Annotated in this window: 14 protein-coding genes, 3 tRNA genes, 1 pseudogene and 1 riboswitch; of the genes and pseudogenes, 14 read left to right on the top strand and 4 right to left on the bottom strand. The window is 60.0% G+C overall.

Going from position 1 to position 12,531, the window contains the following annotated elements; genetic code table 11:
- The first annotated feature begins 28 nt into the window (after positions 1–28).
- The 3 genes from hupB to CO660_RS08670 all read left to right on the top strand — a co-directional run bounded on the left by hupB (position 29) and on the right by CO660_RS08670 (position 3,957).
- On the top strand, positions 29–304 hold the full coding sequence (gene hupB / locus CO660_RS08680; RefSeq protein ID WP_003558438.1) for a DNA-binding protein HupB: 276 nt from the start codon (positions 29–31) through the stop codon (positions 302–304).
- 117 nt (positions 305–421) lie between these two features.
- Positions 422–574: riboswitch (FMN riboswitch) on the top strand.
- 192 nt (positions 575–766) lie between these two features.
- The gene (locus tag CO660_RS08675; RefSeq protein ID WP_097598531.1) at positions 767–1,666 is read left to right on the top strand and encodes a DMT family transporter; all 900 of its coding nucleotides are present in this window, start codon (positions 767–769) and stop codon (positions 1,664–1,666) included.
- 92 nt (positions 1,667–1,758) lie between these two features.
- A complete protein-coding gene (locus CO660_RS08670) occupies positions 1,759–3,957 on the top strand; it encodes an esterase-like activity of phytase family protein (RefSeq protein ID WP_097598530.1) in 2,199 nt (732 codons plus the stop codon).
- A 223-nt stretch (positions 3,958–4,180) separates the two neighbouring features.
- Here the strand turns inward: CO660_RS08670 and CO660_RS08665 are convergent, their stop codons facing one another.
- Entirely contained in the window at positions 4,181–5,167 is a 987-nt protein-coding gene (locus tag CO660_RS08665) for an aldo/keto reductase (RefSeq protein WP_097598376.1), read from the bottom strand.
- 141 nt (positions 5,168–5,308) lie between these two features.
- Here CO660_RS08665 and CO660_RS08660 point away from each other — a divergent pair, with 141 nt between their 5' ends.
- Positions 5,309–5,710, top strand: coding sequence for a cupin domain-containing protein (locus CO660_RS08660; RefSeq protein ID WP_097598375.1), 402 nt, complete (start codon positions 5,309–5,311; stop codon positions 5,708–5,710).
- A 5-nt stretch (positions 5,711–5,715) separates the two neighbouring features.
- On the opposite strand, the gene CO660_RS08655 is transcribed toward CO660_RS08660, so the two are convergent.
- Positions 5,716–6,321 carry a class I SAM-dependent methyltransferase gene (locus CO660_RS08655; protein WP_097598374.1) on the bottom strand — a complete coding sequence of 202 codons (606 nt, stop codon included), beginning with the start codon at positions 6,319–6,321 and terminating at the stop codon, positions 5,716–5,718.
- 163 nt (positions 6,322–6,484) lie between these two features.
- On the opposite strand from CO660_RS08655, the gene CO660_RS08650 reads away from it, so the two are divergent.
- Positions 6,485–6,847: a hypothetical protein gene (locus CO660_RS08650; RefSeq protein ID WP_085777770.1), complete on the top strand. Its 363-nt coding sequence runs from the start codon at positions 6,485–6,487 to the stop codon at positions 6,845–6,847.
- Between the two features lie 125 nt (positions 6,848–6,972).
- Positions 6,973–7,521 (top strand): glutathione peroxidase, encoded by a 549-nt coding sequence (locus CO660_RS08645; protein ID WP_097598373.1) that lies wholly within the window; start codon positions 6,973–6,975, stop codon positions 7,519–7,521.
- 24 nt (positions 7,522–7,545) lie between these two features.
- On the opposite strand, the gene CO660_RS34450 is transcribed toward CO660_RS08645, so the two are convergent.
- Both CO660_RS34450 and CO660_RS08635 read right to left on the bottom strand, forming a co-directional pair.
- Positions 7,546–7,758, bottom strand: a complete 213-nt coding sequence (locus CO660_RS34450) for a hypothetical protein (protein ID WP_085777772.1) — start codon at positions 7,756–7,758, stop codon at positions 7,546–7,548.
- 311 nt (positions 7,759–8,069) lie between these two features.
- Positions 8,070–8,145, bottom strand: a tRNA-Val gene (locus CO660_RS08635).
- Positions 8,146–8,557: 412 nt separating this feature from the next.
- On the opposite strand from CO660_RS08635, the gene CO660_RS08630 reads away from it, so the two are divergent.
- The 8 genes and pseudogenes from CO660_RS08630 (at position 8,558) to CO660_RS08595 (ending at position 12,527) form a co-directional block, all read left to right on the top strand.
- Positions 8,558–8,634 (top strand) — tRNA-Asp (locus tag CO660_RS08630).
- 51 nt (positions 8,635–8,685) lie between these two features.
- Positions 8,686–8,762, top strand: a tRNA-Asp gene (locus CO660_RS08625).
- 247 nt (positions 8,763–9,009) lie between these two features.
- Entirely contained in the window at positions 9,010–9,375 is a 366-nt protein-coding gene (locus CO660_RS08620; protein ID WP_010055493.1) for an NADH-quinone oxidoreductase subunit A, read from the top strand.
- Complete coding sequence (locus tag CO660_RS08615; RefSeq protein ID WP_064801815.1) at positions 9,366–9,950, top strand: NADH-quinone oxidoreductase subunit B; 585 nt, start codon at positions 9,366–9,368, stop codon at positions 9,948–9,950. The genes CO660_RS08620 and CO660_RS08615 overlap by 10 nt, the downstream gene beginning before the upstream one ends.
- Positions 9,951–9,968: 18 nt before the next feature.
- Positions 9,969–10,571 (top strand): NADH-quinone oxidoreductase subunit C, encoded by a 603-nt coding sequence (locus CO660_RS08610; protein WP_097598372.1) that lies wholly within the window; start codon positions 9,969–9,971, stop codon positions 10,569–10,571.
- A 47-nt stretch (positions 10,572–10,618) separates the two neighbouring features.
- A pseudogene (locus CO660_RS08605) lies at positions 10,619–11,004 on the top strand (four helix bundle protein).
- 60 nt (positions 11,005–11,064) lie between these two features.
- Complete coding sequence (locus tag CO660_RS08600) at positions 11,065–12,255, top strand: NADH-quinone oxidoreductase subunit D (RefSeq protein WP_097598371.1); 1,191 nt, start codon at positions 11,065–11,067, stop codon at positions 12,253–12,255.
- The gene (locus CO660_RS08595; RefSeq protein WP_085777776.1) at positions 12,255–12,527 is read left to right on the top strand and encodes a hypothetical protein; all 273 of its coding nucleotides are present in this window, start codon (positions 12,255–12,257) and stop codon (positions 12,525–12,527) included. Before CO660_RS08600 ends, CO660_RS08595 begins: the two co-directional genes overlap by 1 nt.
- Positions 12,528–12,531: the final 4 nt, after the last annotated feature.

Here is a 12,531-nt window from a genome sequence, read left to right as displayed (position 1 = left end):
TTCATACCATTTAGAAAGGGGTGGAAACATGAACAAGAATGAACTCGTGTCCGCAGTGGCCGAAAAGGCAGGACTGACGAAGTCTGACGCGGCTTCCGCTGTTGACGCGGTTTTCGACGTTGTCCAGGCCGAACTCAAGAACAAGGGCGATATCCGCCTCGCTGGTTTCGGCAGCTTCACCGTTTCTCATCGCGCTGCAACAAAGGGCCGCAACCCGTCGACCGGCGCTGAAGTCGATATTCCAGCCCGCAACGTGCCGAAGTTCACGCCCGGCAAGGGCCTGAAGGACGCCGTCAACGGCTGATTTGATCGTCCGGCAGTCGTAAACGAGAACGGCTGAGCAGGATTTCGAGGGGTTCGGCGCTGCCGGACCCCTTTTGTTTTGCCGCTTGCCGTAGGCAGCGCCTTGTTTTACGAACGATGCTGTTCTCAGGGCGGGGTGAATGTCCCCACCGGCGGTAAGGGCTGTGGCCCGAGCCCGCGAGCGCCTTCTCAAGCTTCGGCCGGGGAAGGGGGCAGCAGATCCGGTGCGATTCCGGAGCCGACGGTATAGTCCGGAAGAAAGAGAATGAGCATGGCCGTGAGCGGGCAGGGGACTGCCGGCCTCTGCGCGCCGTCGCCTCATGCGTCCTGATTTATGTTGGTCGCCTGCATAATTCCTTAAATCGGAATCGATTTAAGGATGAACTATGCAGCAATTAAAAGCGCTAGAGCGTCTTTTGCGCGTCTGGAAAGACGCGCGGCGCTGTAGTTCCGGATGGAAGACATGAATCAGAATTCCCTTGCAGTCTCGCAATCTCGCGCCGTTGCCGGCGCTGCTTTCATGGTGCTTGGAGGCGTCGCCTTCTCGCTGCTCAACGTCGTCACCCAGTGGCTGACCATGAAGCTCGCCTTTCCGCCGGCCTCCGCAGCCTTCTGGCAATATGCCTTCGCCTTCCTCTTCTCCTTGCCCTTCATGCGCAAATCAGGCCTTTCGGCCATGCGTACGGACTATCCCCGGCGACACGTCGTGCGCGTCCTCTTTGCTGCGCTTGGTGTCGAGGCCTGGGTTTCCGGTCTTGCCTCAGTGCCGATCTGGCAGGCGATCGCGCTGGTCATGACCTCGCCCTTCTTCATCATTCTCGGCGCCCGCCTGTTCCTCGGTGAGCGCGTCGGCCCGGCCCGCTGGGCAGCGACCGGTGTCGGTTTTGCTGGCGCGATGATCATCCTCCAGCCATGGTCTGATAGTTTCACCTGGGCGGCGCTCCTGCCGGTGCTCTCGGCGCTGCTCTGGGGTGCCTCCTCGCTTATCACCAAGAGCCTGACCGGTATCGAGAGGCCAGAGACCATCACCGTCTGGCTGTTGGTGCTGCTGACGCCGATCAACGGCGGTCTGGCACTTGCGGCGGGCTTCGCCGTACCGACAGGCACGACACTCGCGCTCTTCCTTCTGGCAGGCCTCCTGACGGTCGTGGCGCAATATCTGCTGACCCTAGCCTATGCCAGTGCCGACGCCGCCTATGTCCAGCCATTCGATGATCTGAAGCTGCCGCTGAACGTGCTCGCCGGCTGGTTGTTTTTCGGTTATGCGCCGGCCGGTTATCTCTGGCTGGGCGCCGCGCTCATTCTTTCAGCGTCGCTCTTCATCATGCGAAACGAGATGCGCCGGGAAAGTCGGCCGGCCTGACGCCGATCTCTGAAAACGCGCGGGCTGTCATGTCTCTGTCATGGCAGTCCCGCAAAACCCCTCTGTTCGATCTTTCGACATTGGGGGATTTCATGACAATTTTATCGCGCAAGGCAGCGCTCGCTGCCGTTCTTCTCGCATCCGTTGCCGTCCAGGCCGCGGCCGAACCGGTTTTCAACCGCATCGCCTCCTTCCCGGTCGCCCAGAACCTGCCTGCTGACAAGGACAAGCTTTCGCCGACATCCGCGGAAATCATCACCGCAACCGACGACGGCAACACGCTGATCTATAGCGACAGCCCGCTCGGTGCGATCGGCTTCATCGACATTACCGACGCCAGGGCCCCGAAGGCCGACGGTGCGATGATGATGGACGGCGAACCGACATCGGTCACCTCGAGCGCCGGCAAGGCGCTTGTTGCCGTCAACACTTCCGAAAGCAAGGCCAAACCCTCCGGCCGCCTCGCGATCGTCGACGTGGCGACGAAAAAGATTGAGCACACCTGCGATCTCGGCGGCCAGCCGGATTCGATTGCCCTCAACAAGGACAAGACGCTCGGCGCCATCGCGATCGAAAACGAACGCGACGAAGAGGTCAATGACGGCAAGATCCCGCAGATGCCGGCCGGCGAGCTCGCCGTTTTCCAGGTCAACAACGGCACCGTCGACTGCGGCACCATCAAGCATGTGGCGCTGAATGGTCTCGCCGGTGTTGCCCCTGAAGATCCGGAGCCGGAATTCGTCGCTTTCAACGGCCTGAATGAAATTGCCCTAACGCTGCAGGAAAACAACGAGATCGTCATCATCGACGCCAACACGGCTCAGGTGAAGACCCACTTTACCGCCGGCAGCGTCGATCTCTCCGGCATCGACACGAAGCGCGACGGTGCTCTGAAATTCTGGAGCGAATCGAAGGGCGTGCTGCGCGAGCCGGACGCCGTGAAGTGGCTGGACGACAACCGCCTCGTCGTCGCCAATGAAGGCGACTATCAGGGCGGCTCGCGCGGCTTCACCATCTTCGACAAGACGGGCAAGGTCCTCTACGAATCGGGCGCATCCTTCGAACGCGCCGTCGCCCATATCGGCCATTATCCGGAAAGCCGTTCGGGATCGAAGGGCGTCGAGCCGGAAGGCCTCGAAGCCGCCAAGTTCGGCGATGACCAGTATTTCTTCCTGCTTGCCGAGCGCGCCTCGGTCGTCGGCGTCTATAAGGATACCGGCGCCGACCCCGAACTCGTGCAGCTTCTGCCGTCGGGCATTTCGCCGGAAGGCGGGGTCGCTATCCCCCAGCGTAATCTCTTTGCGACCGCAAATGAACTCGATCTCGGCAAGGACGGCGGGGTGCGCTCGCACGTGATGATCTACGAGCGCTCGGAAGGCGAAAAAGCCTATCCACAGATCGTCTCCGCCGAGAAGGACGGCAATCCGATCGGTTTCGCAGCGCTTTCGGGTCTTGCCGCCGTTCCCGGCAAACCGGGCATGCTCTACGCCGTCAGCGACAGCTTTCTGGGCTCGCAGCCGACGATCTACACGATCGACGCAACCAAGAAGCCGGCCGTCATCACCGACGCCCTCGTCGTCAAGCGTGACGGCGCTCCGGCCCAGAAGCTCGACATCGAAGGCATCGCGGTAGCAGCCGACGGCTCCTTCTGGCTCGCCTCGGAAGGAAACAGCGAGCGCCTCGTCCCGCATGCGCTCTACAACGTCAATGCCAAGGGCGACATCAAGGCCGAGATTGCTCTGCCTAGGGAACTCGCCGCCAACGAAATTCGCTACGGCTTCGAGGGTGTCACCATTGTCGGCACCGGCGACGATGCCACGTTGTGGATGGTCGTCCAGCGCGAGTGGGGTGACGACGAGAAGGGCTTCGTCAAGCTCGTCTCCTACAATCCGAAGAAAAAGGAATGGGGCGCCGTGCGCTATCCCCTCGACAAGACGGAAAGCGGTTGGGTCGGCCTGTCCGAGATCTCCGCCCACGGCGATAACGTTTACATCATCGAGCGCGACAACCTCGTCGGCGACGGCGCCAGGCTGAAGAAGCTTTACAAGGTGGCGATCTCGGAACTGAAGCCAGCCAAACTCGGGGCCGAACTGCCGGTCGTGAAGAAGACCGAAGCACACGACTTCCTCGACGAACTCAAGACCGTGACGAACGGCTATGTGCTCGACAAGCTCGAAGGCTTCACCTTCGACGCCTCCGGCAAGCCTTACGCTGTCACCGATAATGACGGTGTGAGCGACTCTTCCGGCGAGACCTTGTTCTTTCCGGTGGAACTGAGTGCCACGAACTGAAAGCTGCCCCTCACCCTAACCCTCTCCCCGTTAAAACGGGGCGAGGGGACGTGCCAAGCGCAACGTCGAGGTGAAGGAAGCACGTGCGGCATATCCCTTCGCCCCGCTCGCGGGGGTCCGGAGGACGGGTCGAAACTGGTGGCTCGACCCCGGTCGGTGGCGGCAGCCAGATGAGGGGCCCTCGGCTCGCTGCAGCCTTCAATAAAAGCGACTCGCTCCAGCCTCACCAGCGCTGATGCACATGCGGGGCGATCAGCCGATTGTATATCTCGCGCGTCGCCACCATGACATCGGGCGAGAGCGGCGCGAGATCGGCTGCGGCCGCATTGGCTCTCGCCTGTTCGGCATTGCGGGCGCCGGGGATGACGACAGTAACGGCTTCAGCCATCAGGATCCAACGCAACGCGAAGGCGGCCATAGTGACGCCGGCCGGCACCAGCTTGCGCACTTCCTCGACCGCCTGCAGCCCGACCTCGAAAGGTACGCCGGCAAAGGTCTCGCCGACGTCGAAAGCTTCGCCGTGGCGGTTGAAATTGCGATGGTCGTCGCTGGCAAACTGCGTCTCGCGGCTGATCTTGCCGGAGAGAAGACCACTTGCCAGCGGCACGCGCGCAATGATCGCCACATTCCTGCGACGTGCTTCCTCGAAGAACAGATGGTCGGGGCGCTGACGGAAAATGTTGTAGATGATCTGGACGCTGACGACGCCGGGATATTCGATCGCCTTCAGCCCGTCCTCGACTTTTTCGACGCTAACGCCATAACCCTTGATCTTTCCGGCCTTCTGCAGCGCGTCGAGGCCCTCGAAGACCTCAGGGAGGTAAAGCACCTCGCGCGGCGGGCAGTGCAACTGCACGAGATCGAGGCTGTCGACCGCGAGGTTTTTGACGCTGCGGTCGATGAAGCCTTCGAGATTGGCCTTGGTATATCCTTCCGCGACATGTGGGTTGAGGCGGCGGCCTACCTTGGTTGCGACCATCGGGCGCTCGCCGCCGCGCGTCTTCAGGACATCGGCAATGATCTTTTCCGAGCGGCCGTCGCCGTAAACATCCGCCGTGTCGACGAACGTCATACCGGCATCGAGCGCGGCGTTCAGCGCCGCCCGCCCATCCGCCTCGCTGATATCGCCCCAGGAGCCGCCGATCTGCCAGGCGCCGAAGCCGACATTGGTAACGGTGAACGGCATGCGGCCAAACGCATGGTGTTTCATGAACATCTCCCTAGGTTATGAACGCTTTGGCCTATCAGGCGGGCAACTGCGCGGCAATTGCCGATCTGGTCTTGATCGGTCGCCTCGATCAAATATCGTCGCACCGTAAAGCTTCAACAGCATGGATGGAAAGGAACGATCATGGAGATCAAACCCGCTGGCTCCAGCCCCTCGACGAAGCCGCCGGCCGACTATTTTACCGGCGCCGTTCGGCAGGATCCGTTGATCGAGCCGCCGACGCCGGCAAGGGTGAAGGCAACCTCCGTCACTTTCGAACCCGGAGCCCGCACCGCCTGGCACACGCATCCGCTCGGCCAGACGCTGATCGTCACCTCAGGCAAGGGCCTTGCCCAGAGCTGGGGCGGGGAGATTCGCGAGATTCGCGCCGGCGACACCGTCTGGTTTGCGCCGGGCGAAAAACACTGGCACGGCGCCGGCCCGGACACGGCGATGACGCATATTGCCATTCACGAGGCATTGGACGGCAGCCATGTCGACTGGATGGAAAAGGTCAGCGACGAACAATATTCCGGCAAGGCGTGAACTGATCAAAGGCGCTTCAGGCAATAGGAAAAATGCGCGTGTGATTCGACCGTCAGGAATTCGAATTGCCAGCCATAATCCTTGCAGAATTTCGCAACCGCCTCGACGACACCGTAGACGATCGGTTTGACGGTGTTGCCGGTGCAGAAATCATGGCCGGCAATGCGTCCTGTGCGCTTCACCTTCCTCTCGCAGAGCAGGAGCTCCTGCCAGGTGAGCTCGAAAGAATGATCGGTGTCGATATAGGCCCAGTCGAGGAAGTCATCCTCGAATTCGGCGAGCTTGTCGAGCGATGTGCCTTGCATCAGGTGCAGCCGGCCAGCCTCGATCTCGGCCGCGAAATTCGTGTGAATCGCGTCGAGCCCGGAGCTGTAGCGATCCATCGACCAGGGATCGATGAGATAAAGCTGGGCCGGGCGATTCTTTTCCAGGATCTCCGCCGTATACTCGCCGAAGGCCGCTCCCACCTCGACGCCGATGCCGCCATTCGGGATCCGGTAGAGCAGTTCGCCCCGATCCGGCAGCAGCCGGGCGTTTTCTATATGATGGGCGCTGAGCGGGGTGCGCGGCATGCTCGCCCGCAGCGCCTGCCTTTCTTCACGTGTCTTCATCTTTGATCTCGGGATTGGGGCGGCTGACGGCCCTGGTGCGGTTCGAGGGGAACGTAGGAGCAGCCGAGGCGGATGACAACGGCATGACAAGAATTTGCTTCTTGCGGACAAAAGGTTAAGTTTCGCCTGTGAATGACGAAAGAGCCCTGGGAGGAGCGACTTCATGAGACGGATGTGGCCCGAAGAGTTCAATGCCATCATTGCCCATGCCGAAGAAGTGATGCTGGAATCATCCGCAGAAGCAGGCGCCGGCGAGCCGCTGCACCGGAAAGCGCTGAAGGCGCGCATCGCCATGGAAGATTACGAGCGAATCTGGCCGCTCGCCGAGATGCGCTTCCGCTTGGGCGAAGGACCGTTCGCCGGCAAGGCCATCACGCTCATCACCACCAACCCTCATTATCATCCCTGGCATCCAAAGGATGGTGGCAGCGTCGAATCCGTCTCGGACAGCGGCCGCCACTACAAGACGGATTATCTCGTCGTCCATTTCCTACTCGATGACGTACGGGAAACCTCGCCCGCCTGACGGGCTATCCCGGTGTCGCCAAACGGCGACGCCGGGATGCTGACGCCGAGTTGATCTTCACCCTGATGACAATGACGGCGATATTGCTAAGCTCCCGGAACGATCCGTGCCAATTGGAGGTTCCCATGACGGGCAATGTGCTGGATATTCCGGTCAAGACGGTGGATGGTCGACAGACCACGCTGAATGAATACAAGGGCAGGGTGCTTCTGATTGTCAACGTCGCCTCGAAATGCGGGCTCACGCCGCAATATGAGGGGCTCGAAAGACTCTATGGCGAAAAGCGCGAGCGCGGCTTCGTCATCGCCGCTTTCCCCGCCAACGACTTCAAAGGCCAGGAACCAGGCACGGACGCCGAGATCCTCGATTTCTGCACCACCACCTACGACGTCACCTTCCCGATCTTTTCTAAGATGTCGGTCAAGGGCGAGGCCCAGCACCCGCTCTATCGGCAGCTGACCAAATCAGGCGTGAAGACGACGGGCGAGGGTCCGATGCGCGAACGCCTGAATGCCCACGGGATATCAGGCGGCGACGAGGACGACATTCTCTGGAATTTCGAAAAATTCCTGATCGGCCGCGACGGCAAAGTCGCCGCCCGCTTCGCGCCCGATGTGACGGCAGATGATTCGCGGCTGGTTTCGGCGGTGGATCAGGAGTTGGCGAAGGGATGATTTGCCGGCAGCCGAGCAGGATCTTCAGATCCCGAGGACGGTCACAAGCGGAGGCGTAAAGTCCTTGAAGCCCAGTATCGGCTGGTCGCACCTTCTGTCAAACTTCGTCTTCGGTACGTGGCGCTGGCATTTCGGATTCGTCTTGAAGGCGTATCCGGGCAGGCTGACATAGATGGAGCTTGGCGTGCAAAGGGCAATCGCAATGCACAGCGTCAATGCGGAGCATAGAGTTCTCATAATACCCCCCGGCGCGGTAAGCCTTCAAGCGCGAGACTTCCGGGCGACGAATAGTCTCATTTTTGCCCGCCCTCATCCATTCGCCCAATAGAAGGTGCGCGGAGGCTGGAGTAGTCCGTTTTGGTGGAACCTGGCTTCCCAGACGGCGCCGCATTTGACCTGCCGGACAGCTATGCTGTGCCGGAATGTCTTGCCGAATGTCGGATCGCGTTCATGTAAGACAGCTTCTGCAGAGGCAGATAGCTGCATTGAGCCAATCCGCGGCAGATCACTGCGGCTCGACATTACTCTTCGAAACTCAAGAGGAAAAATGGTGGGCGATGAGAGACTCGAACTCCCGACATCCTCGGTGTAAACGAGGCGCTCTACCAACTGAGCTAATCGCCCATCGCTGGCGAAGCCGATTGGCCTGCTGCGTTGGTGGCCGTGATCTATGCGGATCGCGGCAAAACCGCAAGAGTGTTTGTGAAGAATTTTTGATTTTTTTGGCGGTGGTCTGCTCGTCTGCGCTGCCGAACGGGCTCGGTCGGCCTGTGGATAAAGGGGAGGGGGAGCCGCGGGCTTATGCATTTTGCCTGCGCTGTCGGCTCCGATCGTGCCTCGCTACGGCTGCGGAGGTTGGAATTGCCGGCTTTCCGTTCTTCCTGCAGCGGCTTTGCCGAAACAATTCAACGACTGTCATGGTTTTGTCTCCAAACCTGCTTGACACTAAAAGGCGAACCCCGTAGTTAGCCGCTCATCGAAACGGCCAGCCGTTTTGGTGAGGGTGCGAAGGCATCCGGATTGCTTGAAATAAAGTGCGGGTGTAGCTCAGTCGGTTAGAGTGCCGGCCTGTCACGCCGGAGGTCGCGGGTTCGAGCCCCGTCACTCGCGCCATTTCAAAGCAGGCGTTCAGTCGCCGCCGTCCGGCTCTTCCGTCCGTCATGCGCGGGTGTAGCTCAGTCGGTTAGAGTGCCGGCCTGTCACGCCGGAGGTCGCGGGTTCGAGCCCCGTCACTCGCGCCATTCTCTTCCGAAAGCCATGCAGTTTCCAGGGGTCAGGCATGCAGCTTGAATCGACTTCTGCGGATTTGTCGCGACATCGTTGCATCTGCTTGATAATGTCCGCCCGCGACGCGTCGAATTGCCTCTGTAAAAGTCTTGCGCCGCGGCGTCGGCTGCGCTAACCACGGCTTGTTGCAACGCACGTTCGCTTGTCGGGCAATTGCCCAAATGCGCCGCCTGGCGCCTCCGGCAAGCAAGGATGAACATGATGACTGAACTGCTCAGTTCCTATATTCCGATCGCTATCTTCATCGCCATTGCGCTCGTTATCGGCCTGGCGCTGCTCATTGCGCCGTTCGCCGTGGCTTTCAAAGCGCCCGATTCGGAAAAGCTCTCGGCTTACGAATGCGGTTTCAACGCTTTCGACGACGCCCGCATGAAGTTCGACATCCGCTTCTACCTCGTGTCGATCCTCTTCATCATCTTCGACCTCGAGGTCGCCTTCCTCTTCCCCTGGGCCGTTTCCTTCGGCGCCATCGGCTGGTTCGGCTTCTGGTCCATGATGGTCTTCCTCCTCGTGCTGACCATCGGCTTTATCTATGAATGGAAGAAGGGAGCCCTGGAATGGGAGTGACCCCTGTGAGCAACCAGCCGCTCGTCGCGCCGCAGCCGAAGGGGATCATCGATCCGTCGACTGGCAAGCCGATCGGCAGCAACGACGCATTTTTCGGCGAGATCAACAACGAACTCGCCGACAAGGGTTTCCTCGTCACCTCGACGGACGAGTTGATCAACTGGGCCCGTACCGGCTCGCTGATGTGGATGACCTTTGGTCTTGCCTGTTGCGCTGTCGAAATGATGCAGCTCTCCATGCCGCGTTATGACGTCGAGCGCTTTGGTTTTGCGCCGCGCGCTTCGCCGCGCCAGTCCGACGTGATGATCGTCGCCGGCACGCTGACTAACAAGATGGCGCCGGCTCTGCGCAAGGTTTACGACCAGATGCCTGAGCCGCGCTATGTCATCTCGATGGGCTCCTGTGCTAATGGCGGCGGCTATTATCACTATTCCTATTCGGTTGTTCGCGGCTGCGACCGTGTCGTGCCGATCGATATTTACGTGCCGGGCTGTCCCCCCACGGCGGAGGCACTGCTTTACGGCGTGCTTCTGCTGCAGAAGAAGATCCGGCGCACCGGCACGATCGAACGCTAAGGGTTAAGGACAAGGCATATGAGTGAAGCCCTGACTGAGCTTGCCTCCTATCTTGGCGAAGCGCGCGGCAACCTGATCGTCGCCTCGCAGATGAAGTACGGCGAGCTGACGCTGACGGCGACGGGTGAAAACCTGATCCCGCTCCTGACCTTTCTGCGTGACGACGCCAAGTGCGGTTTCGTCAACCTGATCGACATTTGCGGCGTCGACTGGCCGCAGCGCGAACTGCGTTTCGACGTCGTCTATCATCTGCTGTCGCCGAAGAAGAACCTGCGCATCCGCGTCAAGGTCGCGACCGACGAGGATACGCCGGTTCCCTCTGCTTGCCCCATCTATCCCGGCGCCGACTGGTTCGAGCGTGAGACTTGGGACATGTACGGTGTGCTCTTCACCGGCCATCCGGACCTGCGCCGCATCCTGACCGACTACGGTTTCGAAGGTCATCCTTTGCGCAAGGACTTCCCGACCACTGGTTTCGTCGAAGTTCGTTATGACGACGCGGCGAAGCGCGTCGTTTACGAGCCGGTGGAACTCAAGCAGGAATTCCGCAACTTCGACTTCATGTCGCCATGGGAGGGCACGGAATATGTGCTCCCCGGCGATGAGAAGGCGAAACAGTAGTTCTTAGGCATTAGGCAGAAGCCAATAGGCAGTAGTGACAAGGGAGAATAGCAACGGCGATTAATTCCTATCAGGATCTTACGGTGTGGCAGCGCTCCATGGATCTCGCGGTTGAATGTTACGGCCTCACCAAAGAATTTCCCAAAGAGGAAATTTATGGCCTTACCTCACAGGTAAGACGTTCAGCAGCGTCCATCGCGGCAAACATAGCGGAAGGTTACGGGCGCGAGGCAACGGGGCGTATGTGCACCATTTGAAAATCGCCCAAGGATCCCTGAAGGAATTGGAGACGCATCTGATACTCTCGGCGCGAGTAGGAATAGCCACGGTGTCGCAGACCGAGTTGGCGCTTTCCTTGATCACGGAAGTAGGAAAGATGCTGCGGTCGCTCATTCGCCGCCTGCAGGATGGACAGAACGAACGTGAGAACTAAACACTGCATTATTGCCTATTGCCCACTGGCTGATGCCTGCAATAGCGGAGCGCCTTGCAAATGACAGAACATAACGTCCGTAACTTCAACATCAATTTCGGACCGCAGCATCCGGCGGCGCACGGCGTTCTTCGTCTTGTCCTGGAGCTTGACGGCGAAATTGTGGAGCGGGTTGATCCGCATATCGGCTTGCTTCATCGCGGCACCGAGAAGCTGATCGAGACCAAGACCTATCTTCAGGCGGTGCCCTATTTCGATCGCCTCGACTATGTCGCGCCAATGAACCAGGAGCATGCCTATGCGCTGGCCGTGGAAAAGCTGCTCGGTATCCAGATCCCGATCCGTGGTCAGCTGATCCGCGTTCTCTACTCGGAAATTGGCCGCATCCTCTCACATCTCTTGAACGTTACGACGCAGGCCATGGACGTCGGCGCTCTGACACCGCCGCTCTGGGGCTTCGAAGAGCGTGAAAAGCTGATGGTGTTCTATGAACGCGCCAGCGGCTCGCGCATGCATGCGGCTTATTTCCGTCCCGGCGGCGTCCACCAGGATTTGCCGGAAAAGCTCGTGCAGGACATCGGCGACTGGTGCGATCCGTTCCTGAAGGCGCTCGACGACATCGACGACCTTTTGACCGGCAACCGTATCTTCAAGCAGCGCAACGTCGACATCGGCGTCGTCTCTCTGGAAGATTGCTGGGCCTGGGGCTTCTCCGGCGTTATGGTGCGCGGTTCGGGCGCTGCCTGGGACCTGCGTCGCGCCCAGCCTTACGAATGTTATTCCGATCTCGAATTCGACATCCCGATCGGCAAGAACGGCGACAATTACGACCGCTACCTGATCCGCATGATCGAGATGCGCCAATCGGTCCGCATCATGAAGCAGTGCGTCAATCGCCTGCTCTCGGATGCGAAGACCGGTCCTTTCTCGTCGATCGACGGCAAGGTCGTGCCGCCGAAGCGTGGCGAGATGAAGCGCTCGATGGAGGCGCTGATCCACCATTTCAAGCTCTACACCGAAGGCTACCACGTGCCTGCCGGCGAGGTTTATGCCGCCGTCGAGGCGCCGAAGGGCGAGTTCGGCGTCTATCTCGTCTCCGACGGCTCGAACAAGCCGTATCGCTGCAAGATCCGCGCTCCGGGTTACGCCCATCTGCAGGCGATGGACTTCATGTGCCGCGGCCATCAGCTCGCCGACGTCGCTGCTGTCCTTGGCTCGCTCGATATCGTCTTCGGCGAGGTGGACCGCTGATGCAGCTTCTGCCGCTGGCCGTCGCAATTCTTCTTGCGGCATCCGGGGTTTCGGCCCAGGAGGCCGACACCCTCGGCACGCCGCTGGGTCATAAGGAAGTGACGCCGCCGGGGCAGCAATCGTCCATGGGCGAGCTTTTGTCCAAGGGCTATCAGATCAAGGCCGCCATTCCGAATGGCAGCAAATTCGTCGTATTTATGCAGAAAGACCAGTCGGCCTATGCCTGCGAAATGCAGTCTTTGACCGCTTCGCGGTGTGGAACCCTAAACTGACAAG

The organism is Rhizobium sp. L9, from assembly GCF_002531885.1.
In the GTDB taxonomy this organism is placed as follows: Bacteria; Pseudomonadota; Alphaproteobacteria; order Rhizobiales; family Rhizobiaceae; genus Rhizobium.
The sequence above is the reverse complement of the archived record's forward strand: the minus strand, read 5'-3'. Positions and strand labels throughout refer to the sequence as shown.

Coding starts and splice junctions, on each gene's coding strand:
- CO660_RS08620 (WP_010055493.1), top strand. CDS start 9,010: ATGACTGAACTGCTCAGTTCCTATATTCCGATCGCTATCTTCATCGCC.
- CO660_RS08670 (WP_097598530.1), top strand. CDS start 1,759: ATGACAATTTTATCGCGCAAGGCAGCGCTCGCTGCCGTTCTTCTCGCA.
- CO660_RS08600 (WP_097598371.1), top strand. CDS start 11,065: ATGACAGAACATAACGTCCGTAACTTCAACATCAATTTCGGACCGCAG.
- CO660_RS08660 (WP_097598375.1), top strand. CDS start 5,309: ATGGAGATCAAACCCGCTGGCTCCAGCCCCTCGACGAAGCCGCCGGCC.
- hupB (WP_003558438.1), top strand. CDS start 29: ATGAACAAGAATGAACTCGTGTCCGCAGTGGCCGAAAAGGCAGGACTG.
- CO660_RS08655 (WP_097598374.1), bottom strand. CDS start 6,321: ATGAAGACACGTGAAGAAAGGCAGGCGCTGCGGGCGAGCATGCCGCGC.
- CO660_RS34450 (WP_085777772.1), bottom strand. CDS start 7,758: ATGAGAACTCTATGCTCCGCATTGACGCTGTGCATTGCGATTGCCCTT.
- CO660_RS08665 (WP_097598376.1), bottom strand. CDS start 5,167: ATGAAACACCATGCGTTTGGCCGCATGCCGTTCACCGTTACCAATGTC.
- CO660_RS08675 (WP_097598531.1), top strand. CDS start 767: ATGAATCAGAATTCCCTTGCAGTCTCGCAATCTCGCGCCGTTGCCGGC.
- CO660_RS08610 (WP_097598372.1), top strand. CDS start 9,969: ATGAGTGAAGCCCTGACTGAGCTTGCCTCCTATCTTGGCGAAGCGCGC.
- CO660_RS08645 (WP_097598373.1), top strand. CDS start 6,973: ATGACGGGCAATGTGCTGGATATTCCGGTCAAGACGGTGGATGGTCGA.
- CO660_RS08595 (WP_085777776.1), top strand. CDS start 12,255: ATGCAGCTTCTGCCGCTGGCCGTCGCAATTCTTCTTGCGGCATCCGGG.
- CO660_RS08650 (WP_085777770.1), top strand. CDS start 6,485: ATGAGACGGATGTGGCCCGAAGAGTTCAATGCCATCATTGCCCATGCC.
- CO660_RS08615 (WP_064801815.1), top strand. CDS start 9,366: ATGGGAGTGACCCCTGTGAGCAACCAGCCGCTCGTCGCGCCGCAGCCG.